Source organism: Streptomyces sp. SudanB52_2052 (genome assembly GCF_964272415.1).
Taxonomy (GTDB): Bacteria; Actinomycetota; Actinomycetes; order Streptomycetales; family Streptomycetaceae; genus Streptomyces; species Streptomyces olindensis.
This window is the reverse complement of the sequence record NZ_OZ186796.1, coordinates 8,671,161-8,697,578: the sequence shown is the minus strand read 5'-3', so window position 1 is coordinate 8,697,578 and position 26,418 is coordinate 8,671,161. Positions and strand designations below refer to the sequence as shown.

At 69.7% G+C, this 26,418-nt stretch carries 18 protein-coding genes and 2 pseudogenes; 11 read left to right on the top strand and 9 right to left on the bottom strand.

The features are described from left to right. Positions 1-199: 199 nt before the first annotated feature. The 3 genes from ACSUPV_RS39125 to ACSUPV_RS39115 all read right to left on the bottom strand — a co-directional run bounded on the left by ACSUPV_RS39125 (position 200) and on the right by ACSUPV_RS39115 (position 7,312). Positions 200-2,572, bottom strand: a complete 2,373-nt coding sequence (locus ACSUPV_RS39125; protein WP_382616095.1) for a glycoside hydrolase family 65 protein — start codon at positions 2,570-2,572, stop codon at positions 200-202. Positions 2,573-3,102: 530 nt separating this feature from the next. Next, positions 3,103-4,074 (bottom strand): succinylglutamate desuccinylase/aspartoacylase family protein, encoded by a 972-nt coding sequence (locus ACSUPV_RS39120; RefSeq protein ID WP_436949662.1) that lies wholly within the window; start codon positions 4,072-4,074, stop codon positions 3,103-3,105. Between the two features lie 211 nt (positions 4,075-4,285). After that, positions 4,286-7,312, bottom strand: coding sequence for an aminotransferase class III-fold pyridoxal phosphate-dependent enzyme (locus ACSUPV_RS39115; protein ID WP_436949661.1), 3,027 nt, complete (start codon positions 7,310-7,312; stop codon positions 4,286-4,288). A 747-nt stretch (positions 7,313-8,059) separates the two neighbouring features. Between ACSUPV_RS39115 and ACSUPV_RS39110 the strand changes: the two genes are divergently transcribed. The 3 genes from ACSUPV_RS39110 (at position 8,060) to ACSUPV_RS39100 (ending at position 11,689) form a co-directional block, all read left to right on the top strand. Continuing rightward, positions 8,060-9,277 carry a helix-turn-helix domain-containing protein gene (locus tag ACSUPV_RS39110; RefSeq protein WP_436949660.1) on the top strand — a complete coding sequence of 406 codons (1,218 nt, stop codon included), beginning with the start codon at positions 8,060-8,062 and terminating at the stop codon, positions 9,275-9,277. A 389-nt stretch (positions 9,278-9,666) separates the two neighbouring features. Beyond that, positions 9,667-10,350, top strand: a complete 684-nt coding sequence (locus ACSUPV_RS39105; protein WP_359787480.1) for a haloacid dehalogenase type II — start codon at positions 9,667-9,669, stop codon at positions 10,348-10,350. 55 nt (positions 10,351-10,405) lie between these two features. After that, a complete protein-coding gene (locus ACSUPV_RS39100) occupies positions 10,406-11,689 on the top strand; it encodes an NAD(P)/FAD-dependent oxidoreductase (RefSeq protein WP_037758146.1) in 1,284 nt (427 codons plus the stop codon). Between the two features lie 1,193 nt (positions 11,690-12,882). Here ACSUPV_RS39100 and ACSUPV_RS39095 read toward each other — a convergent pair. Both ACSUPV_RS39095 and ACSUPV_RS39090 read right to left on the bottom strand, forming a co-directional pair. Continuing rightward, entirely contained in the window at positions 12,883-13,530 is a 648-nt protein-coding gene (locus ACSUPV_RS39095) for a response regulator (RefSeq protein ID WP_133916588.1), read from the bottom strand. After that, on the bottom strand, positions 13,527-14,750 hold the full coding sequence (locus ACSUPV_RS39090; protein ID WP_436949659.1) for a sensor histidine kinase: 1,224 nt from the start codon (positions 14,748-14,750) through the stop codon (positions 13,527-13,529). The genes ACSUPV_RS39095 and ACSUPV_RS39090 overlap by 4 nt, the downstream gene beginning before the upstream one ends. Positions 14,751-14,928: 178 nt before the next feature. Between ACSUPV_RS39090 and lgt the strand changes: the two genes are divergently transcribed. The 3 genes and pseudogenes from lgt to ACSUPV_RS39075 all read left to right on the top strand — a co-directional run. Further along, positions 14,929-15,786: a prolipoprotein diacylglyceryl transferase gene (lgt, locus tag ACSUPV_RS39085; protein WP_436949658.1), complete on the top strand. Its 858-nt coding sequence runs from the start codon at positions 14,929-14,931 to the stop codon at positions 15,784-15,786. Positions 15,787-15,817: 31 nt separating this feature from the next. Next, positions 15,818-16,150, top strand: a complete 333-nt coding sequence (locus ACSUPV_RS39080) for a DUF6069 family protein (RefSeq protein ID WP_436949657.1) — start codon at positions 15,818-15,820, stop codon at positions 16,148-16,150. Between the two features lie 171 nt (positions 16,151-16,321). After that, positions 16,322-16,710 (top strand): annotated as a pseudogene (locus tag ACSUPV_RS39075) (siderophore-interacting protein); the annotation flags it as partial. Positions 16,711-16,867: 157 nt separating this feature from the next. Here the strand turns inward: ACSUPV_RS39075 and ACSUPV_RS39070 are convergent. From ACSUPV_RS39070 to ACSUPV_RS39055, 4 genes are all read right to left on the bottom strand, one after another. Then, positions 16,868-17,569, bottom strand: coding sequence for a FadR/GntR family transcriptional regulator (locus tag ACSUPV_RS39070; protein WP_037758140.1), 702 nt, complete (start codon positions 17,567-17,569; stop codon positions 16,868-16,870). 87 nt (positions 17,570-17,656) lie between these two features. Next, positions 17,657-18,700, bottom strand: coding sequence for an ABC transporter permease (locus ACSUPV_RS39065; protein WP_436949656.1), 1,044 nt, complete (start codon positions 18,698-18,700; stop codon positions 17,657-17,659). 2 nt (positions 18,701-18,702) lie between these two features. Next, a complete protein-coding gene (locus ACSUPV_RS39060; protein WP_436949655.1) occupies positions 18,703-20,274 on the bottom strand; it encodes a sugar ABC transporter ATP-binding protein in 1,572 nt (523 codons plus the stop codon). Between the two features lie 106 nt (positions 20,275-20,380). After that, complete coding sequence (locus ACSUPV_RS39055) at positions 20,381-21,430, bottom strand: sugar ABC transporter substrate-binding protein (RefSeq protein ID WP_382616072.1); 1,050 nt, start codon at positions 21,428-21,430, stop codon at positions 20,381-20,383. An 854-nt stretch (positions 21,431-22,284) separates the two neighbouring features. Here ACSUPV_RS39055 and ACSUPV_RS39050 point away from each other — a divergent pair. From ACSUPV_RS39050 to ACSUPV_RS39030, 5 genes and pseudogenes are all read left to right on the top strand, one after another. After that, positions 22,285-23,136, top strand: coding sequence for a fumarylacetoacetate hydrolase family protein (locus ACSUPV_RS39050; protein WP_359787457.1), 852 nt, complete (start codon positions 22,285-22,287; stop codon positions 23,134-23,136). 11 nt (positions 23,137-23,147) lie between these two features. After that, positions 23,148-24,485: an L-fuconate dehydratase gene (locus ACSUPV_RS39045; protein ID WP_436949654.1), complete on the top strand. Its 1,338-nt coding sequence runs from the start codon at positions 23,148-23,150 to the stop codon at positions 24,483-24,485. Beyond that, positions 24,482-25,255: an SDR family NAD(P)-dependent oxidoreductase gene (locus tag ACSUPV_RS39040; protein WP_359787452.1), complete on the top strand. Its 774-nt coding sequence runs from the start codon at positions 24,482-24,484 to the stop codon at positions 25,253-25,255. Before ACSUPV_RS39045 ends, ACSUPV_RS39040 begins: the two co-directional genes overlap by 4 nt. Beyond that, complete coding sequence (locus tag ACSUPV_RS39035; RefSeq protein ID WP_436949653.1) at positions 25,252-26,262, top strand: aldo/keto reductase; 1,011 nt, start codon at positions 25,252-25,254, stop codon at positions 26,260-26,262. Before ACSUPV_RS39040 ends, ACSUPV_RS39035 begins: the two co-directional genes overlap by 4 nt. Then, positions 26,259-26,399 (top strand): annotated as a pseudogene (locus ACSUPV_RS39030) (L-rhamnose mutarotase); the annotation flags it as partial. The gene ACSUPV_RS39035 and the pseudogene ACSUPV_RS39030, both read left to right, overlap by 4 nt. Between the last annotated feature and the right edge of the window lie 19 nt (positions 26,400-26,418).

Below are 26,418 nucleotides of genomic sequence, written 5' to 3'. Positions count from 1 at the left end.
GCCCACGGGGAGGGTCGACCGGCCCACGGGGAGGGTCGGGCGGCACTGACGGGGTGCGGCGCTCAGAACGGTCCTCCCGAGACCGGGCCGTTGGCAGCCCGCGATCTCGAGCAGATCGGCGACTGGGCGGCCGGGGTTGGCCCGCGATCTCCGAGGCCCCGGGACCTGATCCGTCCTGGTCCGCGGCGTCGCGCGGCTGTCAGTCCGGAAGCAGCAGCCGGCTCGTCTCCCCGGGCTCGACGCCGATCGTGCGGTCGGGCAGTCGCACGTCGATCGGCGGGAGGTCGGACGGCGGAACGGCGACCTCCAGCAGACCGCTCTCCAGCCGCAGCCGCACACCCCAGTGGCCCTGGTACTGCAGCGAGAAGCCGTACGACGACAGCTCCGGCAGCGGAACGGGGTCCAGCCACAGCGCCCCCGCGCGGGTCTCCAGCCCGGTGAGACCCCGCTGCACCAGGTCGAGGGTGCCGGCCATGGCGCCCAGGTGAATGCCCTCTCCGGTGGTTCCGCCCTGCAGGTCGGCCACATCGCCTCTGAGGGCCTCCTGGCAGAACGTCCACGCCTCGGTGCGCCGGGCCCGGGCCAGGATCCAGCCGTGGACGAGACCGCTGAGCGTGGAGCCGTGGCTGGTGCGGGCCATGTAGTGGTCGACGGTGCGCCGCCAGATCCGCTCGTCCAGCCGGTGACCCAAGCGGCGGAAGAGGTCTTGGAGTTCCCCGGGTGAGAAGAGGTAGCCGAGCATCAGCACGTCTGCCTGCTTCGACGCCTTGTAGCGGTTGACGGTGTCGCCCTCCGCCTCCAGGATCCGGTCGAGCCGGCGGATGTCGTCGTACCGCTTCCGGTAGCCCTCCCAGTCGAGTTCGGCGAGGTCGCCGTAGCCGTCGAACTGGCTGATGACGCCCTCGTGGAAGGGCACGTGCAGCGTGCGGGAGACGTTCTCCCACCGCTCCAGCTCGCCTTCCTCCAGGGCGGCCCGTTCCAGGAGTTCGCGCCGCCGCGGCTCGGGGAGGTGGTCGCGCAGCACCTCCAGGGTGCGGGTGAGGACCCACGCGGCCGTGACGTTGGTGTACGCGTTGTCGTCGAGGCCGGGGGCCTCGGCGCCGGGATAGGCCTCGTGGTACTCGTCCGGGCCGACCACACCCCGGATGCGGTGCCGTCGAAGGCTCTCGTCCCAGGTGGCCGAGTCGGCCCAGAAGCGCGCGATCTGCAGCAGCATCTCGGCGCCCTTGGTGTGCAGGAACTCCGCGTCACCGCTGGCCTCGCAGTACTGCCACACGTTGTACGCGATGGCCGATCCCACGTGGTGCTGCAGGTGGGAGTGGTCGGGCAGCCAGCGTCCCGAGCGGGGATTGAGATGCAGGCGCTGGGTCTCCTCGCGTCCGTCGCTGCCGCTCTGCCACGGGTACAGCGCGCCGCGCCGACCGAGGGCCCGCGCGGCGGCGCGGGCCCGGTCCAGGCGCCGGTGGCGGTAGTGGAGGAGGGCGCGGGAGACCTCGGGGAAGTGCAGGTTGAGGTAGGGCAGGACGAACAGTTCGTCCCAGAAGATGTGCCCGCGGTAGGCCTCTCCGTGCAGTCCGCGGGCCGGTACGCCCACGTCCAGGTCGGCGGTGTGCGGGGAAAGGGTCTGGAGCACGTGGAAGAGGTGCAGCCGCAGGATGGCTCCCGGCTCCCCGGGGACATCGATCTCGGCCCGCCGCCACAGCTGGCCCCAGGCGGTCGCGTGCGACTCCAGCAGTTCCTCGAAGCCGGGGGCGGTGGTCACGCGGTCGACGGCGGTCTGGAGCGGGTCGCTGATCGCCGGGTCGCGTGACGTGTGCAGGGCCACCGTCTTGTCGACGGTCACGGTACGGCCCGGCTCCAGGACCAGGGTCACGCGCTGGAGCGCCCGCGGAGGTTCGTGCGTGTCGGCGACCGGTGCGTCGGCGGTCAGCCGGGCGGCCATGCCGATGCGGATGTCCGAAGTCCGGGTACGGCAGCGCAGCCAGACGGTGCCGGGGTGGGCGGTGCCGGTGTGCACATGGGTCAGGTGGCGTCCATCGAGGCTGCGGTAGCGGCGCACTCCGGCGTTGGTGACCCCGCCGTCGAGTGCCGCCTCGACGTCCAGTTCCGTGGTGGCACCCTCCACGGTGAACTCGGTGCGCAGGGCGGCGAGATGCGGATCGGCCATGTGCACGAGACGGTGCTGCCGTACCGACAGCACCCGTCCGCCGTCCAGGCCGTAACGGGTCACGCGCTCCAGCAGGCCCGACTCCAGGACTAGGGTCTGACGGTGGCTCAGTACCGGTGCGGTGTCGGGCGTGAGCCACGCGCCGCCCGCGGTCCGGAAACGGAGCGGCAGCCAGTTCGGCAGGTTGACCATGTCCTCGTTCTCGACGTGCCGGCCCGCGACGACGGAGGTGAGACGGTTGTAGCAGCCGGCCGCGTAGGTGCCCGGGTAGTGCACGTCGTCCGCCGTGCACTCGGGCAGGGCCCCGCGCGTGGCGAAGCAGCCGTTGCCGAGCGTGCACAGCGACTCCCGCACACGCTCGTGCGCGGGATCGTATCCCTCGTACTCCCACGTCCAGGCCGTCATACGGCTGCCCCCTTCGCGGCTCCGAGGGTCGGGTGTGCGGGTCGCTGCCGACCAGTGTCACCCCCGGCGGAGGCGCCGAGGCCTCGCCAGGTCCGCGATGAGGCCGAACGGCCCATGAGGGTGCCCGGGCGGCCCGTGGTGCCGCGTCTCCGGGAGGAACAGCCGGAGACGAAGGGCCCGCCGGCCGCGCCGGATGCAGAAAGGGAGCGTCTCTTCGAGGAGGGCAGGCGCGCCGCCCGGTTCCGGATCATCCGGACCGGAACCGTCCACCTCGGCCTGCGCGTGCCCGGCGTGGCACATCGGCCGCAGGTCTCGCGCCGACTGCGGGTTGCGGTGTGACCGGGCTCGCTAGTTGGCACCAGGCCACGTTCACGACCTGCACTGATACCAAGTGGCTTCGGCAGCCGGAGCCGCAAGAGTCAGCGAAATCATTGGCACTTCGGTACAGCGCAGGTCATGAGGCGTGCGTCGCCATAGCGGGGCCAGAAACCGGATCGCTCTTCCAGACAATTCTCCTGGAAGGAGTCCCGTCAGTGGTGCGGGGCGGCGATGGCTGCGAGGTGCGTGCCGGGGCGGACGGAGAGTCCGTTCATGTTGTAGACGATCTTTCCGGTGGCGTTGGCGGTGATCTTGTGCTCGGTGCCGTCGACCGGGTCGATGATGCGGCCGATGGTCTGTCCCTCGGTCACCTCGTCGCCGGTGACCGCGTCCGGGTACCAGAGGCCTGCGACGGAAGACTCGACGTCGCCCGTCCACATCCAGTCCCGTGGCTGCACGGTCGGCTGCTTGATGTGCTCCGACGCCTCGATGGCTCCGAGGTGGTGCAGGATCCGGTAGAGGGCGTCGAGGAGCCTGCGCACGGTGGCGGGGTCGCGGTCGCCGAGTTGGCCGGTCTCGACGAGGATCGCGGGGATGCCCTGCCGGTTCGCCGCGGCGTGGCTGTTGCCGCCGTCGGCGCTGGTGCCGAAGATGACCAGCTCGTATCCGACCGCGTGGGCCATCGCCTTGTTCTTCGCGTCGAGCTCGGCGTCCCCGGTCAGGCGGTAGCCGACGAAGTCGAGCAGGTGTTGGTCGATGCCGCCGCTGTGCAGGTCCACGTAGGCGTCGGCGCCGTCGATCAGGTGCTCGAAGAGCCAGGCCGCCATCCGGTCGGTGGGGCCGCCGTCCTTGTCGCCGGGGAAGACGCGGTTGATGTTGACGCCGTCCAGCGGGGAGATGTTGAGCCTGCCCCCGTAGACGGCCGGGGGGTTGGACACGGGGCAGATCACCAGCTGGCCGGCGATCTCGTCCGGTTCCAGCAGCCCGGCCAGGCGGGTGGTGGCGTCGACGGGGATGAACTCGCCGCCGTGAACGCCACCGGTGATCACGACCCTCGGGCCGGGACGGGACCCGTTGACGAGGATCAGGGGGACGTCCACCGTCGTGGTGCCCAGGTCGGCGGGCAGGGTCCCGCGGGTTTTCTGGCCGGGCTCGGCCCTCAGCGCGCCGATGGTCAGGGTCATGTGTCTTCTCTTTCTGACTCAGGCCGTGGAACGGCCGTTTGTGTGATGAAGTCGATCGACTGGGAGGCGCGGCGCTCCAGGGCGAGGTCCGCGGCGATGCCGCCCATGGCGGGCGAGGGCTAGAAGCCCTGGCCGGAGAAGCCGGCCCGCGGGGCACTTCTCGCTTTCGCGGGCCACTCTCGTTCCCTGCCTCAGTGGACGGTTACCCGTCTCAGGACTGAACGGCCGAGCGCAGCTCGGGCAGGGACAGGACCTCGTCCAGCACGTCGACGTAGAGATCCACGTGCTCGCGGCGGAAGGTCATGGGCGGTTTGATCTTCAGTACGTTGTCGTGCACGCCATTGGGGAAGACGATGACGCCTCGCTCCTTCATGAGCTCGGTGACCATGAAGGCCTGCTCGGTGGCCGGCATCTTGGTGGTGCGGTTGCGGACCAGTTCGACGCCGAGGTAGAGGCCTGCGGCCCGTACGTCACCGATGAGCGGTTGGCGCTGCTGGAGCTCGCGCAGCGACTGGGCGAAGTACCCGCCCACGCTCACGGCGTTCTCCCTCAGCCCGTCCTGCTCGACGATGTCGAGCACGGCCTCGCCGATCGCGCAGGAGACCGGGTTGCCGCCGAAGGTGTTGAAGTACTTCATGCCCGTGTCGAACGCGTCGGCGATCTCCCGGGTCGTGACCACCGCCGCGAGGGGATGCCCGTTCCCGAGCGGCTTGCCCATCGTGACGATGTCCGGGACCACCCCCTGGAGCTCGAACCCCCACCAGGGCCCGAGTCGTCCGACGCCGACCTGGACCTCGTCGGAGATGCACAGGGCACCCGCCCGCCTGGCAGCGGAGAACACGCCGTCGAGGTAGCCGTCGGGGAACACGATGTTCCCACCCGATCCCATCAGGGACTCGGCGATGAAGGCGGCCGGGGGTCGGCCGTCGGCCGTGATCCGCTCGATGACAGCCGCGGCGTCGCGCGCGTACTTGACTCCGGCGTCCGCGTCGTCGTACCCGTAGGTGCTGCGGTAGCGGTCCGGGATGACGACCTCGTGGGTGGTCGCGGGTGCCCCGGCGCCGCCGGGGCCCTTGTAACGGTTCGGGCTGATCCCGGTCACCACACCGGTGTTTCCGTGGTACGCGCCGTCGATGTTGACGATGTGCTGACGACCTGTCACCTGGCGGGCGATCCGCAGCGCCAGGTCGTTCGCCTCGCTGCCGGTACACACGAGGAAGACGACCTCGAGCGGGTCGGGCAGCGTGGCCACCAGCTTCTGTACGTAACTGGCGATCTGCGGGTAGACGAAACGGCTGTTGGTGTTGAGCTTGCGCATCTGTCGGGTGGCGGCGGCCGTCACCCGTGGCTCGGCATGGCCGACGTGGGTGACGTTGTTCAGCGAGTCCAGATAGGCCAGGCCGTCCTCGTCGTGGAACCACACGTCCCGCCCGCGCACGAGGTTCATCGGGGTGCGGTAGTAGTTGCGCTGGGAGCGAGCGATGTGGCGACGGCGCACTGAGACGACGTCGTCGATGGTGGGGGCCGCGGCGGAGGACTCGGTGAACCCGAGGAGCCGGGCGGGGTCGGGTGACAGGTGGCTCCACACCTGCCGTGCGGAAGGCGGCACGACACGAGGCGGCGGCCACATGGCCATCCGCGCGGTGCGGTGGACCTGTACCTGGACGCAGGGCCCGAGCGGGTCCGTCTCCTCGCTCGCCGCGGCGCGTCCCAACGGCGCCCCGGCCGGGACCGTCGCCGCGACGGGCGGCGTGTCGTCGAGTCCCCACCAGCACGTCCAGAACTCCCGCCCCTCGACCGCATGTCGCAGTACCAACGGCATCCCGGCGCCACCGCGGGCTTCGACGACGCCGGACAGCGGGCTGGCAACCTCCTCGGCGTCGGCCACGATCAGCGAGCCGCCGACCTGAACCGTCGCGGGCTCGTCGGCTCCCGGACGGCGCCGGTCCCCCAGGAGCAGCGATGCGCTGAGGTGGGGCACGTAGCCCCGTCGCCGTCGTCCGTCGAGGACGTCGTCGATGCTCGCTCGCACCGCCCTCGCGTCGTGCCAGTCGACTTCGTCGTAGAGATCACTTGCCGGTCGCAGGTCGAGCAGCTGCGGGGCCGGTGCGTGCGGGGAGCCCTCTCGGGCCGCCTCTGCCAGGACCTCTTCCAGAGCCCGCTGCTCCCGCGTCGGGGGGAGCCCGCACGCGACCCGGAACGTCGCCTCGGCGACGTCGGGGCAGACCTCGGCCACCTGCGCGATCGTGGGCCAGGTGTGTCGCATGCGGGTCCGCCCGTACGGCGTGTCGCACTCGGCGACCCGGCGCGTCCACGTCACGGCGTTCATGCACAGCCGGGCGGCCGCCAACGGATAGACAGCCGCCAGTTCCTCAGCCGTCAGGGGGAGCACCGAGTGGAAGCCGGCCACGACTTCGGCCGCAGCGGCGAGCGGGTCGGCCTTGCGGACCATGGCGTAGCCCGCCGCGATCGCCACCTCCGCCGCGCGCACACTGTAGAGCGAGTCGCCCAGGTCGACGATGCCCGAGATCCGCAGCACCCCGTCCTCGTCGGCGTCGGCCAGGACGTTGGCATCATTGAGATCCTGGTGTACGACGCTCCGCGGCAGTCGGTCCCAGGCCGGCAGGAGATCGTCGTACCAGCCCATGATCGTACGCACCGACTCCCGTCGGCCCGCGTCCTGTACGGCGTGCAGCGACGCCTCGACGATCTCAGCGGCCCGGCGCATGTCCCAGTCGTGCGGTTCCAAGCCCACCGGTGGCTCCACGCTGGAGAGTCCGAGGCTCAGCCGCCCGGCGGCTTCTCCCAGCTGACGCAGAAGCGCCGCGGGGTGGTCGTCGAGTTCCGCCAGGACCCGGCCCTCAAGCCAGCTCATCACGCGGACCACGTGCGTTCGGCCCTCGTGGACGACGGCGGCGAGGAACTTCCCCTCGCGTGTCGGGACCAGCCGTGGCACCGGAAGGCCGGGAACGGTGGAGGCCAGATGCTGGAGGAGCGAGTTCTGCCAGAGGACGTCGGCCGAGTCCGGCTCCGCGCGGGTGACCCGTACGAAGTAGCGCATGCCGTCGTCGCCGGTGATCCGGACGTTCTGGTCGATCTCCCCGCCCAGTGGGTGCTGGACATATCCCTCGAGTCCGAAGGACTGCCGCAGGACGTGATCGAGGAGCGAGCCCGGCAGTGGGCCGGTGTGACAGGGGATGGTCGTTCCGTCCTGGCCGGTGTTGGTCGCTGAGGTCATCGGTGCGTTCTCTCTCTCGTCGTCAGGTCGCTCATCACTCACCGTGGGCCTGTGTCACGACGCTCAGGTCGATCGATTGCGGTTCCCGGGGGCGGCGGGCAGGGCTGCCGCGGCTGTGTCTCGATCGCTTCTGGGGCTACGCAGACCTCGACCAAGTGGGACCCGGGCCAGGACGCTCTCCACCACCTGGTCGGCGATCAGGTCCGAGGCGGGTCGTCCGTCAAAGGCGGAGCGCTCATCGAGACCGGTCATCAGCTCACGCGGCGGCGGTCATGGCTTCCCAGGTGACGTTGGCGGCGAGCACCCCGCGTAGCGCCTCGGCAGGGTCCATCGGTGTCCTCATGGTCCTCGACCCTCGCCTTGAGCTCGGCGTAGTCTCTGCCGGAGTCTTGGGTGGTCTCGATCCCGCTCTGCCTGGCGAAGCGCTGACACTGACCCGAGGAACGCTGCGCCCTCAGCAGCGCGCCTGCTCAAGGTGACGGACTGGGGATCAGGTGGCTAACGGAAGTGCCATTAGCTGCTCCAAGTGCGTGGTCATGTCACAAGCTCTTTCCCGCCCGAGGTGATGCGTCAGATGAAACCCCGCGGAGAATCCGGCAACAAGGGACGCGAGGCCGCGACATCGACCCCGTATTTTGTGCCTGTGCACAATCACTGCCAGGGAGCCCCACCGGCATGTCAGCGGCATGACCCGGAGACGGCCCCGGATCCGTCCGGTGACGGCTGTCGTCGGGAGAGGCGGTCCTCATGAGCGGCCCGGGACGCCGTCAGGGCGGGGCCCGCCACGACGCCGTGCAGGCGATCGCGCGCCGGCTCCTCGAAGAACGACTCGACGAACTGACCTCTCGTGCTCTCGAACGACTGGAAGCCGAGGAGCCCGCCTACGCGTCGGCGGACTGGGACCCGGTCCAGAAACGGGAGGGGATGCGACGAACCCTCGAACTCGCCCTGACCCGGCTGGCCGGCGGTCCCGTGCCCCGGACGGTCTCGCGCGCCACCGAGGACGTGGGACGCGAGCGAGCGGAGCAGGCGTTTCCCCTGACCGCTCTGATGCACTCCTTCCAGCTGGACCTCAGGACCCTGTGGGAGGCCGTGCTCGCAGAGGGGCGAGCACGTGGCATCAGCGCCGATCCCGACTTCCTCGACGGGCTGATCCGCGTCTGGGAGGCGACGGACGCCAACAGCGTCGAGGTCGTCGACGCCTACCGCCGCACCGAGCGCGACCTGGCGAGCCATCGTGCGGAGGTGCGCAACCGTGCCTTCACCCGCCTGGTCCTGGAAGGGGAGCAGGATCCCTCCATCGTCGCCGAGGCCTCCACGTTGCTGGGCTTCTCCGAGAACGTCGCCCTGACCGTGGTCGTGGTCGAATCCGTTCCTACCGGGGACCCGGCCGTGTCCCAGGTCGACGATGCGCTGCGTCGGGGCGGCCTGCTGCGTCACTTCGGATGGATGGGCGACGAGCTCCTCGGCATCATCGGTCACGGACGGCGCGATGAAGAGGCCGTGCTGGCCATGCTGCGGCCGTTCGCCCCATGGCGCTGCGGCGTCGCGGAAGTCCCCGGCCTGGCGCTGACGGCGCGGGGCATCCGGTTCGCACGTGCCGCGATCCGCAGCTCCGCGCAGCCCGGAGTGCGGCACGTGGAGGGCCACTGGATCGGGGCGATCATGTCGGCGCAGGAGGAGCTCACCGGTGCGATGGCCACCGGCGTGCTGCGCCCACTGCTCGAGCTGCGCGACAGCGACAGCATCGTCGAGACCCTGCGCTGGTACCTCGACCTGGGCTCGGTCGCGGAGGTGGCCGCACGCACCTACCGTCACCGGAACACGGTGGGCAATCGCCTGCAGGCCGCGGAAGAGGCGACCGGGCTGAAGCTGTCCCGACCGAACGACGCCGCCCGGCTGGTCCTCGCCCTGGCTTGGCTGGAGACGGACGCGGGCGCCCGCTTCCGGGCGACGATGTCCTGATCCACCGGTCGTCGGACGGGGCGAGGCAACCGGCCGACGGCCGCAGTCCGCGCCGGAGCCACTCGCGGTGCCTCTCAGAAATTGTGCACACGCACAAAATGCGCGGTCGATCTCGCGGCCTCACGTCCCTTGTTGCCGGATTCTCCACAGTGCTTCACTGACGCAACACCTCGAGCCGGAGAGAGGCTCATCGCATCGGCGCAGTAACGATGCTGCCGCCGACCACCTGATCAGCATGCGTCGTCCCCGGCCCTGCCCGGGGGTTCGTCCTCCAGCGGCGGCCCCTCGGGCACCCCTCAGCCCCCATCCCCCGAAACAGGTCGCTGCCCCAACGCCTCGGCAGCCTCCTGAACCCGGTGTCCCATATGCCAGGAAAGAGGTTGAACACCATGCGCCAGATCGTCACCTTCGATGCCTACGGCACCCTGGTCGACTTCCAGCTCGGCCCCACCACCCTGAAGGTCCTGGCCGACCGGCTGGACCTGGACCGTCTGAACGTCGACGAGTTCCTCGACGACTTCCGCATCATGCGGTTCCACGCCGTCCTGGAGGCATACCGCCCCTTCCGCGAGCTGCTGCCCGCCAGCCTGGAGATAGCGATGCGTCTGCACGGCCTGGAGTACCGGCAGTCCGACGGCGAGGCCCTGGTCGCGGCCGTGCCCACCTTCGGCCCCCACCCCGAGGTCCCGGCCGCCCTGCGGGCGCTGAAGTCCCGGTACGAGATCGCCATCATCTCCAACACGGACGACGACCTCATCGCCCAGAACCTGGCCCACATGGGCGTCGAGTTCGACCATGTCATCACCGCCCAGCAGGCCAAGGCGTACAAGCCGTCCCGGCAGACCTTCGAGTACGCCTTCCAGACCATGGACATCGACCCCGCCCAGGTCATCCACGTCGCCCAGGGCTGGGAGTACGACCTCATCCCCACCCGCGATCTCGGCCTCGCTCGCCGCGTGTGGATCAACCGCTACGGCCACAACGGCTCCATCGGCGCCCGCGGCAGCGCCGACTACCAGCCCTTCGACGAGCTGCCCGACCTGTCCGGCCTGCCGGCCCTGCTCGGCTGCTGAAGCCGGGACCCGGACAACACCCCCTGGACCACCAGAAGACCCGAGGACGTACGTCATGAAGCAGATCCCCTACTGGCTCGACACAGCTCCCGCCTTCCCCGACCGGACCGGCAAGCCCCTGCCCGAGCAGGCGGACCTGGTGGTCATCGGCGGCGGCCTCACCGGCCTGTCCACCGCCTACCACGCGGCACTCAAGGGCGCCCACGTCGTCCTCGTGGAGAAGGACAAGGTCGGCTCCGGCGCCTCCGGACGCAACGGCAGCATGTGCACCCAGGGCATCACCATCGACCCGGCCGAGGCGCGCAAGCGCTACGGGCAGCCGCGGGCCCGGGAACTGTACGACGCCTTCCGCGAGGCGGTGGACCTGGTGGAGGAGCTGACGGTCAAGGAGCAGATCGACTGCGACTTCCACCGCGTAGGCCGTCTGGGCGTCGCGTTCAAGCCGCGGCACTTCGAGAGCATGCGGGCCAAGCAGCGCGACCTGGCCGACAACTTCGGTCACGACACCACGCTGCTGAGCAAGAGCGATCTACGTGCCGAGCTGGGCTCCGACTACTACCACGGAGCCCTGCTCGACCCGCTCAGCGCGCACCTTCACGTCGGCAAATACGTCCATGGCCTGGCCGAGGCCGCCGAACGCGCCGGGGCTCAGATCCACGAACGCAACGCCGCGACCGGCCTCACCCGCCTCCCTGGCGGCGGCTTCCTGGTGGAAACCCTGCACGGCACCATCCGCGCCACGCAGGTCATGGCGGCCACCGACGCCTACACCGACAAGTCGCTGCCCTGGTTCCGCAAGCGGCTGATCAACGTCGGCAGCTTCGTCATCGTCACCGAGCCACTGGGCGAGAAGCGGGCCAGGCAGCTCATTCCCAACAACCGCGTGGTCGTGTCCTCCAAGAACATCGGCCACTACATTCGCATCACCCCGGACAACCGCCTGGCCTTCGGCGGCCGGGCCCGCTTCGCCCCCTCGGACCCCGCCTCGGACATCAAGAGCGGTGACGTCCTGAAGCGGGAGATGACCGAGATCTTCCCGCAGATGGCCGGGGTGAAGATCGACTATGTATGGGGCGGCATGGTCGGCTTCTCCTACGACCGCGTTCCGCACGCGGGCGAGGACAACGGCCTCTACTACTCCATGGGTTACTGCGGCCACGGCGTCCAGATGGCCACCTACATGGGCCGCGCCATGGCCGAGGTCATGGACGGCCACCCGGAGGCCAACCCCATGCGCGGCTTCGGCTTCCCCAAGGTTCCGGTGCCGTTCTACAACGGCACCGCCTGGTTCCTGCCCTTCGCCGGGGCGTACTACAAGGCCAAGGACCGGCTGCGCTGACCCTCGGCCAAGAGGCATACGTCGTTTCCCTTGGTGTGCTCGGTTGGTGCCGGACGGGTTTGGGCTTGAGTCCAGCGGACGCCTTGGCCGCCGCAGGTGGGGGATCGAGCAGACGATGTTCCACTCGAAGGCGCTGTTGGTGATGATGATCAGCGGGACTGCCTCGGCCAGGCGGTTCAACGCCTCGGTGACACCGGGGTACGGGCAGCAACCACCGGTCTCCACCGATAGCGGGCATGAACCTCGGAGTCCCGTACCCCGGGACCGATCGAACGCGGCTCGATCCACATGCATCGAGGTGATGAAAATCCTCGTCACACGGTGTGACCGGGCGCCTTAGTTGGCACCAGGCCACGCTCACGACCTGCACTGATGCCAAGTAGCTTCAGCGGCCGGAGCCGCAGAATCAGCGAAATGGTTGGCACTTTGGTACAGCGCAGGTCATGAGGGGTGTGTCGCCGTAGCGGGGCCAGAGATCTCCGGCGGCGACAGCCTTGATAACGCAGCAGCCTCGCGGAGTTCTGCGAGGCGATAAACCGTGCTGGCCGGCAAGCCGTACCACTCGCACCAGTATGCGCGGCTTCGTGGACACCAGCCGTCGGTTCTGGTCGAGCAATCGGCGTTCCAGCGCGGCGTCGGGGCGTTGGGCGCCACAGACGACGGTGAGGTGCTGCGGGGTACGAGGCCGGCGTCACGGTGCCGGACCTCGCTGCGGAGTGCAGCTACTCCGTCGGCACCGTCGATCGGATCCTGCACCACGCGGGCACCCGCGTGCGGCCCAAGCACAATGAGGCCCGGCCCTCACCCCGAAAAAGCGGCCATAAGCGGCCCATGCAGCCCTCGGTATAGGCCCTGCCCTGGCCGTACGCCACCATCCGGGCTCAACGGGACGCTCCTGGACCGGTGCAACTCCTGTGTCCAACAGACCGGCGACGAAGAGCGGTTCGTCGCCGTGCTTGTCCTGAGTGTTGGTGGGATACCGAGGCGCAGGAAGTCAACTGGGGTAATTCCGTGACCAGTCGGTGAAGACAGTATCGTCACCATACGGCCGCTGGTCTCCGGCGTTCTGCTCGGTCTCGCCAGCCCGGCTGCCGAGCCCACGATTGTGGGGTGCTTCGTGTTCCCGGGCGGCGCGACGCCGCGACCTCTCTCCCACCGGACTGCCCCATGCCCCTGTGTCTTCAGCAAGGCCTTCAGTCCATGCGGATGATTCCCCTGCCCAGTGCGGCGGTGACGGCGGCGGTCCGGTCGCGGACGTCGAGCTTGGCGTAGATGTGCAGCAGATGGGTCTTGACAGTGGCCTCCGACAGGCGCAGGGCGCGGGCGATCTGTTTGTTGCTCTGCCCCCGGGCCACGGCGGACAGGACTTCGAGCTCCCTGCCGGACAAGCCGGCGCCCCGGTCGCCGCGCATATGGGCGAGGACCTTGGCGGCCACCGTGGGCGACAGTGCCGCGCCTCCCCGAGCCGCGGTACGAACCGCCTCGCAGAGCTCGTGTCGTCCGGTGTCCTTGAGCAGGTAGCCGACTGCGCCGGCGTCGACGGCGGCAGTGATGTCGGCGTCCGTGTCGTAGGTGGTCAGGACGAGTACCCGCACCTCGGGGTGGGCGGCACGGATGGCGGCGGTCGCGGTCGTGCCGTCCATGCCGGGCATCTGCAGGTCCATCAGCACGACGTCGGGTGCGAGTGAGGCAGTCTGGCGCAGTGCCTCGGCGCCGGTGGCGGCTTCGCCGACGACCGTGAGATCGGGCTGGGTGGAGAGCATGGCGGCAAGCCCGTCACGGACCACGGGGTGGTCGTCGGCGAGGAGGACTCGGATCGTGGGACCGGCCGACGTCCTCATGACGCCGGGGCCATACGCTCGGTGCCCGACACGGCTGAGGGGTCGGAGGCGGAAGGCTCGACCGGGAGTGGCACCGTGACGGCGACGGTCGTACCCTCGCCCGGGGAGCTTTCGACCGCGAACGTGCCGTGCAAAGCGGCAATCCGCTCCCGCATGGTGATCAGGCCAACGCCCGTATGCCGGGCAACCGGTGCGAACCCGGTGCCGTCGTCCTGGATGTCGATCGCCAGGACGTCGCCGAGGTACGACAGCGTGACCGAGACACTCATCGCGCGGGCGTGCCGCCGGGCGTTGGTCAGTGCCTCCTGCACGACCCGCAGCAACTCGCCCTCGGTACTGGGAGGCAGGGCGGCCGGGCGGCCGGTGACAATCGTGTAGACCTCGGTGCCGGTCTCCTCCGCGAGCCGGGCGGTGAGTTCACGGACCGCCTCTGCCAGGTGCGTGCGGTCAAGTGGCGCCGGGCGAAGAGCGTGCACGAGGCGGCGGCTCTCTGCGAGGTTGTCCCGGGCCGTGCGCATGGCATGCTCGACGCGGCGGGCCGCAGGGGAGTCGGGTGGCAGGTCGTCGCGTGCAGCGTCCAGCAGCATGGCGATGGAGGCGAACCCCTGGGTGAGCGTGTCGTGGACCTCGCGGGCCAGGCGCTGCCGTTCGGCCAGGGTGCCCGCCTGGCGTTCCGCTGCCGCGCGTTCGGCCTGGGTGGCGGTGAGCTCGTCGAGGAGCCGCTGCCGCGTGTGACTCTCGTGATCGAGGGTCGCGACGTAGCAGGTGATCGTGACCGCCACGGCGGTACCAAGTACGCATCCCGTGAGCGCCCGCACGTCGACGGAGCCGTCCGTGGTCAGGCTCTGCCACGACCAGGCGGCGCCCAGCACCAGCACCCCGCCGGCCGACCACCAGGCCCACCGCAGCAAGTACGGGCTCAGCACCGCCATCGCCACCGGGAGGAACGCGGGGTCCACTACGGTCATGACCGCCCACGCGGACAAGGCACCGACGAGGTAAGGCAGCGGCGGGCGGTCGGCGCCACCGCGCAGCGCGATCCAGTACGCGTACCAAAGGGCGAGCCCCACTGCCGGGCCGATCCGCGACAGTGCGGCGCCGGTCGTCATGTTCGCCCCGGCCAGCGCACCCGGCACGGACAGGGCGAGCACGGTGACGAAGAAGGCGTGCTGTCCGATGGTCTTCCACCGCTGCCGGTCCCACGCCTGTTGCAGTGCCATGGCCTACAGAGTAGGTGCAGCCGCGTAGCGGCAGAATCAGCCGACCAGCGGGGCGGGTTCACCGATCGGTGGACGAAGGACGCGTTGATCGGTCGATGTGCGGGAGGGACGCGGGCGGCGACGATCAGCCCCGCAGCCGATGGCCGGCTGTTCCACCGCCTCGTGTGAGGAACTACCCGTGACCTTGGCCTTCATTCCCAGCCCGTCCGTCGGTGAGGTCCAGCTGGGGCCGCTGCCGCTGCGCGGTTACTCATTGATGCTGATCCTCGGCATCGCCGCCGCCGTGTGGCTGGGTGGCCGTCGATGGGCCGCACGCGGCGGAGAGAAGGCCGTCGTGGCGGACATCGCTCTGTGGGCGGTCCCCTTCGGCGTGGTCGGCGCCCGCCTCTACCACGTGATCACCTCCAGCGAGCCGTACTTCGGCAAGGGTGGTGATCCGGCGAAGGCCCTGTTCATCTGGGACGGCGGTATCGGTATCTGGGGCGCCATCGCCGGCGGTGCCGTCGGAGCCTGGATCGGCTGCCGCCGTAACGGCGTTCCGCTGTCCGCGTTCGCCGACGCCGTCGCTCCCGGCATCGCACTGGGGCAGGCCATCGGCCGCTGGGGCAACTGGTTCAACCAGGAGCTCTACGGGCGGGCCACCGCCCTCCCCTGGGCCCTGGAGATCGACCCCGCGCACCGGCCTGAGGACACCCCGAACCTGGCCACTTATCACCCGGCGTTCCTGTACGAGTCGTTGTGGTGTCTCGGCGTGGTCGCCCTGGTCCTGTGGGCGGATCGCCGTTTCCGTCTCGACCGGGGGCGGGCGTTCGCGCTGTACGCCGCCGCGTACGCCGCAGGTCGCTTCTGGATCGAGTACTTGCGGGTGGACGAGGCCCACCACATCCTCGGCCTGCGCCTGAACGACTGGACCGCGCTGCTGGTTTTCGCCGTTGCCGTCCACTACCTCGTGGCTACGACACGGCGCGCAGCCGGCAGGCGTGACGGCGACCGCTTCTTTCAACAAGTGAATGCCACAAGTAGCCCCAAGAACTGACCAATGTCCCTCGCGTCCGTTTGGAGTTGCCATGTCCCGTGTCTCTGAGACGCTCCCCTCCCGTCGGGGTCCGATCACGGTGACGGGAGGTGTGTTCGTCGCCTTCCTGCTGCGGCTGACTGCGCTGGGAGTGCTGGGAGGTTCCGTCGGGTGGACCCTCGTCCGCAGGTTCTCCCCCGATCCCGAACGGCTGCTCCGCCGACTCGTCCCGTCGGTCGTCGTGTTGTCCTGCGTGCCGGATTTTTTCCTGTTCGGCGAGGGCGAGGTGACCGGTGTGGTGGCGCTGCTCCTGATGCACGTCGCGGTCGCCGTGATCGCAGTGCCGACGTACTACAGGGTCATGCCACTGAGCTCGGTTCGGTGACCAGGCGCCAGTCGGCACCTGGGCCCCGCCGGTCGCGCTCACGCGCTCCGTGAACTCGGGAACACGTACGTCCGTAACCTCCGGCCGGAGCCTTGTTGCGAGGTGCGTCTGCCGCCTGCCGGTGCGCTCAACATTCGATGGCAGCAAACATGTCCAGGCCGCTCCCGGAACGCCGGGCTGAGGGTGCGGCCCGGCCAGCAGGTGCGGGTGCTGATGGGCAGCGGGCTGACCCGGCGTACGTACTCGGTGTGGCGCTACGAACCCGCAGGCCTTGTCGAGCTGTGCGTGCTGGATCATCCGGGCGCGGGGCTCGGTGGGGACGGACCGCCGAGGTGGGAGACCAGGTGCGGCTGAGCAGGCCGGAGGGATCCTTCGTGCTGCGCCCCGACGCCACCGACCATTTCTTCGCAGGACCGTGGCAGCGCCTGGCCCTGCCGGTCTTCACCACCCTGCGCGGCTATGCCGGGCTGGCAGCCAGCGGCATGCTGCCGACCGAGACCGCCGAACACGGTCCGGACGACGTGATCGCGTACATCCTGCGAGGATGCGCGCCGGACTAGGAGTACCGCCGGGACCGGGACCGGTCAGTCCCGGGAGAAGGCGCCGCACCGGGGCAGCGACATCTCTCTGGCCACGAGCCCCAATTGGGTACGTCCGATGGTCGATTCAAGGTGAAGCACGATCCTGGGGACGGCCCCGGAAAGCGGTGGGGAGCGGTCAGCCGTCGATCGGGCGGAGAGTGTCGTCCACGCAGCTCGTCACCAGCCACTGCTCGACGGCAGTGATGTGAACAGTCGCGGCAGAGACCGCGAGCAGCGCGTCGCGTGCCTGGAGCGCGCGGAGGATCTCCTCGTGATCCTGGTGGGCGCTGTCCAGCGCATCACGGGTGCGGCTGCCTCGGACGATGCGTACCCGCTGAGTGCGGGTGGAGAGCACCTCCAGGAGCATGGAGAGAACCGGGTTGCCGACGGCTTCGACGATGCGCAGGTGGAAGGCGATGTCGTGGGCGACGAAGTCCTCGACGGTTGCGGCCGAACGGCACCGGTCGAGGATGTCGCGGAGTTCTTGGAGGTCGTGCGGTTGCAGCATGGCCGCGGCCAGTCCGGTCGCCTGGGGTTCGAGCAGTCGGCGTACCTGGAGCAACTGCAGGGCGGCACGCCCCTGGGACACATCCGCTGCGAAGGACAGCGTTTCGAGGAGAAGGTGGGGCTCCAGGCTGGAGACGTAGGTGCCGTCGCCCTGTCGGCTGACCAGGATCCGCATGGCGGTCAGGGCCCGCACGGCTTCGCGCAGCGAGTTGCGGGAGAGCCCGAGCTGGGCGGCGAGGATCTCCTCCTTGGGAAGGCGGGAGCCGGGGGCGAGTTCGCCGGCGACGATCATCGCCTTGATCTTGTCCATGGCCTCGTCCGTCAGTGCCACTGGGGTGCCTCTCTGTGGGGGGTAAGGGCCGTCGCGTTCCGCCCGGTCCTCGTCCGGGCGGAGGGCGAAGCCGCCGGGAGTCGTCCTCTACTCCTGCTTCTCGCCGGAGGCGAAGCGGGAGATGATCAGGGCGACGATGATGATCGCGCCGTTGAGGAACTGGTTCCACAGGGGCGGTACACCTGCCAGTGTCATCACGTTGACGACCAGCTGGAGGGTGAGGACCCCAGTGAGGGCGCCAAACACGGAGCCCTTGCCGCCGTTGAGGCTCACTCCGCCGATGACGGTCGCGGCGAAGACCTGGAAGATCCAGCCGCTGCCCTGGGTCGCGGAGATGGAGCCGTAGTGCCCGCTGTAGAGGATTCCGGCGAACGCGGCGAGCAGGCTGCCGATGATCAGCACCACCCAGACGATCCGGTCGACGCGGATGCCTGCGGTGCGGGCGGCATCCGCGTTGCCTCCGATCGCGTACAGCGCGCGGCCGTGCCGCAGCCACGCCAGCGCGCTGCCGCCCACCGCGAACAGCAGCGCGCAGATCCAGATGGCGGCCGGGACGCCCAGCCAGGAGGCCTTGCCCAGGTAGGTGAACGAGGACGGCAGCTCCACGATGGACTGGCCCTCGGAGAGGGCCACCTGAAGGCCTCGCAGCATGGTCAGGGCGCCGAGGGTGACGATGAAACCGTTGAGGCGCAGTTTGAGGATGAGGAAGCCGTTGACGGCGCCGATCACCGCGCCGACCAGGAGGCAGAGCGGGACCGCCGCCCATTCGGGAAACAGCCCGAGGCCCATGAACCGCCCACCGCTGGAAGGCAGCACGAGCCACACGGCGATGACCGGAGCCACACCGATGGTCGACTCCAGGGACAGGTCCATCCGTCCGCAGATGAGGATGAAAGTGGTGGCGAGGACGAGCAGGCTCAGCTCGGTGGACTGCTGGGCGACGCCGATGAGGTTGTCGGCGGTGAGGAAGGCCGGCGAGACGATGAACCCGATCAGCATCAGGACAAGGATGGCGGGAACCAGGGACAGTTCACGAAAGCGGCCGAGGTCGACCCGGCGGCGGGCGGTGTCCGCGGTGGCCGGCTCCGCCGCGCTCGCTGCGGGCTCGGTGAGTTCTGTGGTGGCGGACATGACTACCTTCCGTGCTCGTCGGTGCCGGATACGGTGGATGCGAGGGGGGTGCCGACGCCCTCCATGGCGGCGACGAGGTGGTCGTCCTTCCAGCCGCGGTCGAACTCGGCGACCACCCGGCCGTGCAACATGACGACGACCCGGTCACACACTTTGAGGTCGTCCAGTTCGTCGGAGACGATCAGCGCGGCCTTGCCGCCGTCGGCGACCTGCCGGATCCTGCCGAGCAGGAACTCCTTGGACTTGACGTCCACGCCGTTGGTGGGGCGGATGGCCACCAGCACATGGGGGTCGGTGGCCAGGGCGCGGGCGACGACGACCTTCTGCTGGTTGCCGCCGGACAGGGCGGAGACCGGCGTGGTGGCGCCCGGGGTCTTGATGTCGAGGTCCTGGATCATGCGCTGGGCGAAGGCCCTGGTCCGGGCGGGCAGGACCGTGCCCAGCGGGCCGAGCTGGTCGGTGACGGTCAGGGTGGCGTTCTCCGCGACGCTGCGATTGTTGACCAGTCCCTGGAGGTGGCGGTCCTCGGGGACCAGACCGACCCCGGCGGCCAGGGCGGACGGCACGCTGCCGGTGTGCACGCTCCTCCCGCCGACCGAGATCCTGCCCTCCTTGGCCCGGTGGAGACCGGCGACGGCCTCGCCCACCTGGACGTTGCCGCTGGCCGCGGCACCGGCGAGCCCGATCACCTCGCCCGCGCGGACCGAGAGAGACAGCTCCTCGCAGGCACCGGGAAGCGTCAGGCCGCTGATCTCCAGCACTTCCTCGGAGCCTGCCCGTGCGGCCGGGGGCCGGCTCTCGGCGACCGCCGCGACGGAGGCGGACTCGCCGGTCATGGCCTCCACCAGCGCCTGGTGACCGAGCTCGGCCACGGGCGCGGTCAGGATGTGGGCCGCGTCGCGGTAGACGGTGACCGTGCTGCAGAGGTCGTACACCTCTTGCAGGTGGTGGGAGATGAAGAGGAAGGCGACGCCCTGGTCCTGCAAGTCGCGGAGCTTGTCGAAGAGGCGGCCGATGCCGCGGGCGTCGAGCTTGGCGGTCGGTTCGTCGAGGATGATGAATCGGGCGCCGAAAGACAGGGCCCTGGCGATCTCGACGAACTGCCGCTGCTCGACGGTGAGGTCTTTCGCGCGTGCGGCAGGGTCGACGGCCACGCCGTACTCGCCGAGCAACTCTTCCGCGCGCAGCCGCAGTTGCTTCCAGCGGATGGGCTGTACCGCGCCGGCGCTCTGCCGGTTCAGGAAGAGGTTCTCGGCGACGGTCAGGTCACCGATGATGGTGGAGCGCTGGTAGACGCAGGCGACGCGGGAGCGCCAGGCGTCGATGTCGCCGACGGCGGGCGCCGGTTCGCCCGAGAAGCGCAGGTTGCCGGTGTCGGGCTGCTGGAGGCCGGTGAGGATGGACACGAGCGTCGACTTGCCGGCGCCGTTGCGGCCGACCAAGGCGTGCGACTCGCCCGCGGCGACGCTGATACGTGCGTCGCGCAGGGCGACGGTCGCGCCGAACCGTTTGCTGATGCCGGTCGCCTCGGCCACCGGGGCCGGATGCTCGGGACCGGTCGCGGTATCCGCCATGGTGGATTCCGTCCTTTGACGTCGGATGCTGGGGAGCGGGGAAGAGCGCGGTGGGGACGGAGGCAGGTGCCGTTCCCTCCCCGCCGCGGGCGTGAGCTGCCGGTGATCAGCCGACGTTGTTGCCCCACAGGGTCTTGTCGTCCACGTTGTCCTTGGTCACCAACGGGGCGGGCAGCTGGTCCTCCAGGCCGCCCGGGATCTTGACGATGGTGGAGTCGTGGTCGGTCTTGCCCGGCTTGAAGGTCTTGCCCTCGGCCGCGGCCTGGGCGTAGTAGAGGGCGTACTTGGCGTAAAGGTCGGCGGGCTGGGAGACGGTGGCGTCGATCCGGCCCTTGCGGATGGCGTCGAATTCCTGCGGGATGCCGTCGTTGGAGATGATCGTGATGTGGCCCTTCTGGCCCGCCGGCTTGAGCAGCTTCTTCTGTTCCAGCAGCGCCAGGGTGGGCTGCAGGAAGACACCGCCGGCCTGCATGTAGATGCCGTTCAGGTCCGGGTGCTGGGCCAGCAGCGACTGGAGCTTGGCGGAGGCCACGTCGCCCTTCCAGTCGGTGGGCAGCTCGAACACCTTGATCTTGGGGAACTTCTCCTTCATGCAGGCGGCGAAGGCCTCGGAGCGGTCGCGCCCGTTGATGGAGTCCAGGGCGCCCTGCAACTCGGCGACCTTGCCCTCGCCGTTCAACTGCTTGCCGAGGTACTCGCAGGCCTTGGTGCCGTACGCCTTGTTGTCGGCGCGGACGACCATGTAGACGTCGCCCTTGTCGGGACGGGTGTCGACGCTGACCACCGGGATCTTCGCAGCCGACAGGGTGTCGAGGGTGGAGGCGATGGCGCCGGTGTCCTGGGGCGCCATGACGACGGCCTTGGCACCGGTGTTCTGGAACACCTGGACGTTGGCGACCAGCTTGGTGACGTCGTTCTGCGAGTTGCTCAGCGGGAGGGCGTTGACACCATCGGACTTGATGTCCTTCTTCAGGTACTGCGCGTAGGAGTTCCAGAAGTCGGAGTCGGAGCGCGGCAGGTCGATGCCGATCGCGGGTGCGTCACTGCTCGAGCCGGCCGAGTCGGAACTGTCGCGATTGCACGCGGTGACGAGCGTCATCGCCGCCACGACGGCGATGACGCCTGCGGCGGTGGAGCGGGTGCGAGCGAGCTTCATAACCGTGTTCTCTCTTCAGGCAGGGCGGGGAGCCGCCGGGCGAGGGTGGAGGGGGCGTACTCGCCTGCGGGGGAAGGACGAGGCCGCCGCCGGGCAGACTGCGGATCCGGCGCAAGGGCATGCGCGGACCGCACCAGACGGGGGCGTGAGGGAGTGGCAGCCAGACGGACATGGAGGCCGAACGGCCGCACGGTGCGCACCGGTTGTACACCGGAACGTGCGAGCCATTCCTCCGATGTATTTGGGACGTCGAGGACGTTACGACGGCGTTGCCGGCGTTGACAAGAGTGCACGGCCGCAGATTTCCGTTCCGGAGGCCCGCAGACCGCCACGAGTCCGCGCGGGCACCCTGGATCGCCTGCCAAAACCGCTTCCCACCTGCGCTTATATCGGTGACTGCGAGTTTGAGGCGCTGAGGGACAACAGCTCACAATTCAGCAACGAGGCCACCGCAGACCGCCCCGCGATGGCGAGGCGGGACGGATGCGTGGCGGTGCCAGCCCCCTCAAAACCCGGAGAACCGACCGACGCTCCCTGCTCTCAGCAGGGAAGATGAGCGTGTGAGGGCTCTCCGGATTCATCGGGGGGAAGACACCGAACCTCATCTCCATTCATGGGCAAAACAACTCATACTAACCAGACAGACGGGAAGCAGCAGCCAACGATGGCGAAATACATCCGAGGTTTCCTTGGTCAGCGGGCCCTTCTGCGTTTACAGTCACCCTGCCGCCATTCCTCCGATGACTGGGAAGAGGCGCCAAACCCTCCGCAGGTCCTGCTCATGGCACCGACGGCGGCGCGCCCATTCGGCCGGTGACCCCCTCACGAACCAACCCATGGCAAGGAGTTGCCCAGTGAAACTGCTACGAGTCGGCGCGCCCGGCGAGGAGCGGCCCGCTGTCCGCACCGACGACGGCCGACTGCTGGATCTGTCATCCGTGGCCTCCGACATCGACGGCGCGTTCCTTGCCGAGGACGGTGTCGACCGAGCCCGTGCGGCGGTCGCGGCGGGCGGGCTGCCCGAACTGGACGCGGACGGTCTGCGGGTCGGCGCACCTGTCGCCCGTCCCGGCAAAATCGTCTGTGTCGGCCTGAACTACCGCGACCACGCCGCCGAGACCGGAGCGCCGATCCCGCCGCGTCCGGTGGTCTTCATGAAGGACCCGGGCACGGTCGTGGGCCCGTACGACGAAGTGCTGATTCCCCGAGGCTCGGTGAAGACGGACTGGGAGGTCGAACTGGCGGTCGTCATCGGCCGCCGGGCACGCTACCTCGACGGGCCGGCCGCCGCGCGGACGGTGATCGCCGGCTACGCGGTCAGCCACGACGTCTCGGAGCGTGAGTTCCAGCTGGAGTACTCGCCGCAGTGGGACCTGGGCAAGTCCTGCGAGACCTTCAATCCCCTCGGCCCCTGGCTGGTCCCCGCCGACGAGGTCGGCGACCCGCAGAACCTCGGACTACACCTGAGCGTCAACGGCGTGAAGCGGCAGGACGGCCACACCAGCGACATGATCTTCCCGGTCGACCACATCGTGTCGTACCTGAGCCAGTACATGGTTCTGGAGCCGGGCGACGTGATCAACACCGGTACACCCGCGGGCGTCGCCCTCGGCCTTCCCGGCACCCCCTATCTGCGTTCCGGCGACACCGTCGAGCTGTCCGTGGACGGACTCGGCAGCCAGCGCCAGACCTTCGGCCAAGCGTGAAAGGCACCCCCTTGACTGCAACCTCCGCCCGGATCACCGCGGTCGACACCTACGACGTCCGCTTCCCCACCTCACGGGAACTGGACGGCTCGGACGCGATGAACCCGGACCCCGACTACTCCGCCGCCTACGTCGTGCTGCGCACGGACGCCGGCGACGGGCCCGAAGGCCACGGTTTCACCTTCACCATCGGACGCGGCAACGACGTCCAGGCGGCCGCGATCAACGCACTGCGGCCGCACGTGGTGGGGCGTGACGTGGCGGAGCTGTGCGCCGACCCGGGCTCGCTCAGCCGCGACCTGATCGGGGACAGCCAGCTGCGCTGGCTCGGCCCCGAGAAGGGCGTGATGCACATGGCGATCGGCGCCGTCGTCAACGCCGTGTGGGACCTCGCCGCCAAGCGGGAGGGCAAGCCGCTGTGGCAACTGCTCGCCCACGCAGAACCCGAATGGCTGGTCTCCCAGGTCGACTTCCGCTACATCGCCGACGCCCTCACCCCCGAGGACGCTCTGAGGCTGCTGCGCGAAGGCCGGACGGGGCTCGCGGAGCGCGAGTCGATCCTGCTGGAGCGCGGCTATCCCGGCTACACCACCTCGCCCGGCTGGCTCGGCTACTCCGACGACAAGCTCACCCGGCTCGCCAAGCAGGCCGTCACCGACGGCTTCACCCAGATCAAGCTCAAGGTCGGCGCCGACCTCGACGACGACATCCGGCGGATGCGCACCGCCCGTGCCGCCGTCGGCGACGGCATCCGCATCGCCATCGACGCCAACCAGCGCTGGAACGTCGACGAGGCGATCGAGTGGACCAAGGCGCTCGCCGAGTTCGATCCGTACTGGATCGAGGAGCCCACCAGCCCCGACGACGTCCTCGGCCACGCGGCAGTACGCCGTGCGGTGGCACCGGTGAAGGTCGCCACCGGCGAGCACGTGCAGAACCGCATCGTCTTCAAGCAACTCCTCCAGGCCGGCGCCCTCGACATCCTCCAGATCGACGCCGCCCGGGTCGGCGGAGTCAACGAAAACCTCGCCATCCTGCTGCTCGCCGCCAAGTTCGGGGTGCCGGTGTGCCCGCACGCCGGCGGAGTCGGGCTGTGCGAGCTGGTGCAGCACCTGTCGATGTTCGACTACCTGGCGCTGTCCGGTACCACCGAGAACCGGGTCATCGAGTACGTCGACCATCTCCATCAGCACTTCACCGAGCCCGTGGTGATGAGCGACGGCCACTACACCGCGCCGCTCTCCCCCGGCTTCTCCGCCACCATGCGCGAGGAATCCCTCGCCGAATACCGCTACCCCGACGGGACGTTCTGGGCGGCCGACCACGCCGGGCAGGAGGATGCGGCATGACCGATCTGTCAGGTCTCAGAGCCGTCGTCACCGGAGGCGCTGCAGGAATCGGGCTCGCCACGGCCCGCGCGCTGGCCGCGCAGGGCGCGGCGGTGGCCGTCCTGGACCTCGAACCCGCCGGTGTGCCACGGCCGTTGCTCGGTCTCAAGGCCGATGTCAGCGACGACACCTCGGTACGCGCCGCCGTGGAGGCCGCGGCCACCGGGCTGGGCGGCATCGACATCCTCGTCAACAACGCAGGCATCGGCGCCATCGGTACCGTCGAGGACAACCCCGACGAGCAGTGGCACCGCGTCCTGGACGTCAACGTCCTCGGCATGGTCCGCACCACCCGGGCCGCCCTCCCCCATCTGCGCAGCGCTGCCACTGCCCGTCCGGGCACTGCGGCCGTCGTCAACACCTGCTCCATCGCGGCCACCGCCGGACTGCCACAGCGCGCCCTGTACTCAGCCGGCAAGGGCGCCGTGCTGTCCCTCACCCTCGCCATGGCCGCCGACCACGTCCGCGAGGGCATCCGCGTCAACTGTGTCAACCCCGGTACCGCCGACACCCCCTGGGTGGGTCGGCTGCTGGACGCCGCCGACGACCCGGAAGCGGAGCGTGCCGCGCTCAACGCCCGCCAGCCCATGGGCCGTCTGGTCACCGCCGACGAGGTGGCGGCCGCCATCGTCTACCTCGCGAGTCCCGCCGCGGCGTCCGTCACGGGCACCGCACTCGCGGTGGACGGCGGCATGCAGGGGCTGCGGCTGCGCCCGGCGGCCGTGTCGTGAGAACCACCACGCTGGGCGGCAGCGCGGTCGGGGTCACGCAGCTCGCGCTCGGGTGCGCGGCCATCGGCAACCTCTACCAGCCGGTCACCGACGAGGCCGCCCTCGCCACCGTGGACGCGGCCTGGAACGCAGGAATCCGCACCTTCGACACCGCACCCCACTACGGGCTCGGCCTGTCGGAACGGCGGCTCGGCGCGGCCCTGCGCGACCGCCCCCGGGACACCTACACCGTCTCCACCAAGGTGGGCCGGCTGCTCGTCCCCGACCCGGAGGGTGGCTGCGGCGACGACCTCGCGAACGGCTTCGCCGTCTCCGCGACCCACCGCCGCGTCTGGGACTTCAGCGCCGACGGGGTGTTGCGCTCCCTGGAGGCGAGTCTGGACCGCCTCGGCCTCGACCGGATCGACGTGGCGCTGCTGCACGACCCGGACGACCACGCCGAGCAGGCCCTGCGCGAGGCGTATCCGGCGCTGGAACGCCTGCGCACCGAAGGCGTGGTCGGGGCCATCGGCGTCGGCATGAACCAGTCCGCGCTGCCCGCCCGTTTCCTGCGCGAGACCGACATCGACGTGGTACTGCTGGCCGGCCGCTACACCCTCCTGGAGCAGGGCGGGCTCGCCGAACTACTGCCGGAGGCCGCCGCGCGAGGCCGGAGCGTGGTCGTAGGAGGGGTCTTCAACTCCGGCCTGCTCACCGATCCGAGGCCGGGCGCCACATATGACTACGCCCCGGCGCCCCGGGCGGTGCTCGACCGCGCGCTGCGCCTGCTGAAGGTGGCCGAACGCCACCGCGTCCCGCTGCGCGCCGCCGCCCTGCGCTTCCCCTTCGGCCACTCCGCGGTCGCGAGCGTCCTGACCGGCGCCCGCTCCGCCGACGAGGTACGCGACACCGTCGAGCAGCTGCGCCGCCCGATCCCGGACGCGCTGTGGGGCGAGCTGCGCGCCGAGGGGCTGCTGGCCGAGGGCGTCCCCGTCCCCGTAGTGCCGGCTGAGAAGGAGCCGTCATGAGGGTCGCCCTGCACACCAGGGTCCGTGCCGACCGCGTCGAGGAGTACGAGGCGGCGCACCGGGAGGTGCCCGAGGAGCTGACCGCCGCCATCCGCGCCGCCGGCGTGAGCGAGTGGACGATCTGGCGGTGGGGGTCCCCCGCGCGAGCGCAGTCGA

Excerpts from the sequence above, each read along its gene's own strand:
- ACSUPV_RS39125 (WP_382616095.1), bottom strand. The coding sequence starts at position 2,572 with ATGACGGCCTGGACGTGGGAGTACGAGGGATACGATCCCGCGCACGAG.
- ACSUPV_RS39120 (WP_436949662.1), bottom strand. The coding sequence starts at position 4,074 with ATGACCCTGACCATCGGCGCGCTGAGGGCCGAGCCCGGCCAGAAAACC.
- ACSUPV_RS39115 (WP_436949661.1), bottom strand. The coding sequence starts at position 7,312 with ATGACCTCAGCGACCAACACCGGCCAGGACGGAACGACCATCCCCTGT.
- ACSUPV_RS39110 (WP_436949660.1), top strand. The coding sequence starts at position 8,060 with ATGAGCGGCCCGGGACGCCGTCAGGGCGGGGCCCGCCACGACGCCGTG.
- ACSUPV_RS39105 (WP_359787480.1), top strand. The coding sequence starts at position 9,667 with ATGCGCCAGATCGTCACCTTCGATGCCTACGGCACCCTGGTCGACTTC.
- ACSUPV_RS39100 (WP_037758146.1), top strand. The coding sequence starts at position 10,406 with ATGAAGCAGATCCCCTACTGGCTCGACACAGCTCCCGCCTTCCCCGAC.
- ACSUPV_RS39095 (WP_133916588.1), bottom strand. The coding sequence starts at position 13,530 with ATGAGGACGTCGGCCGGTCCCACGATCCGAGTCCTCCTCGCCGACGAC.
- ACSUPV_RS39090 (WP_436949659.1), bottom strand. The coding sequence starts at position 14,750 with ATGGCACTGCAACAGGCGTGGGACCGGCAGCGGTGGAAGACCATCGGA.
- ACSUPV_RS39080 (WP_436949657.1), top strand. The coding sequence starts at position 15,818 with ATGTCCCGTGTCTCTGAGACGCTCCCCTCCCGTCGGGGTCCGATCACG.
- ACSUPV_RS39065 (WP_436949656.1), bottom strand. The coding sequence starts at position 18,700 with ATGTCCGCCACCACAGAACTCACCGAGCCCGCAGCGAGCGCGGCGGAG.
- ACSUPV_RS39060 (WP_436949655.1), bottom strand. The coding sequence starts at position 20,274 with ATGGCGGATACCGCGACCGGTCCCGAGCATCCGGCCCCGGTGGCCGAG.
- ACSUPV_RS39055 (WP_382616072.1), bottom strand. The coding sequence starts at position 21,430 with ATGAAGCTCGCTCGCACCCGCTCCACCGCCGCAGGCGTCATCGCCGTC.
- ACSUPV_RS39040 (WP_359787452.1), top strand. The coding sequence starts at position 24,482 with ATGACCGATCTGTCAGGTCTCAGAGCCGTCGTCACCGGAGGCGCTGCA.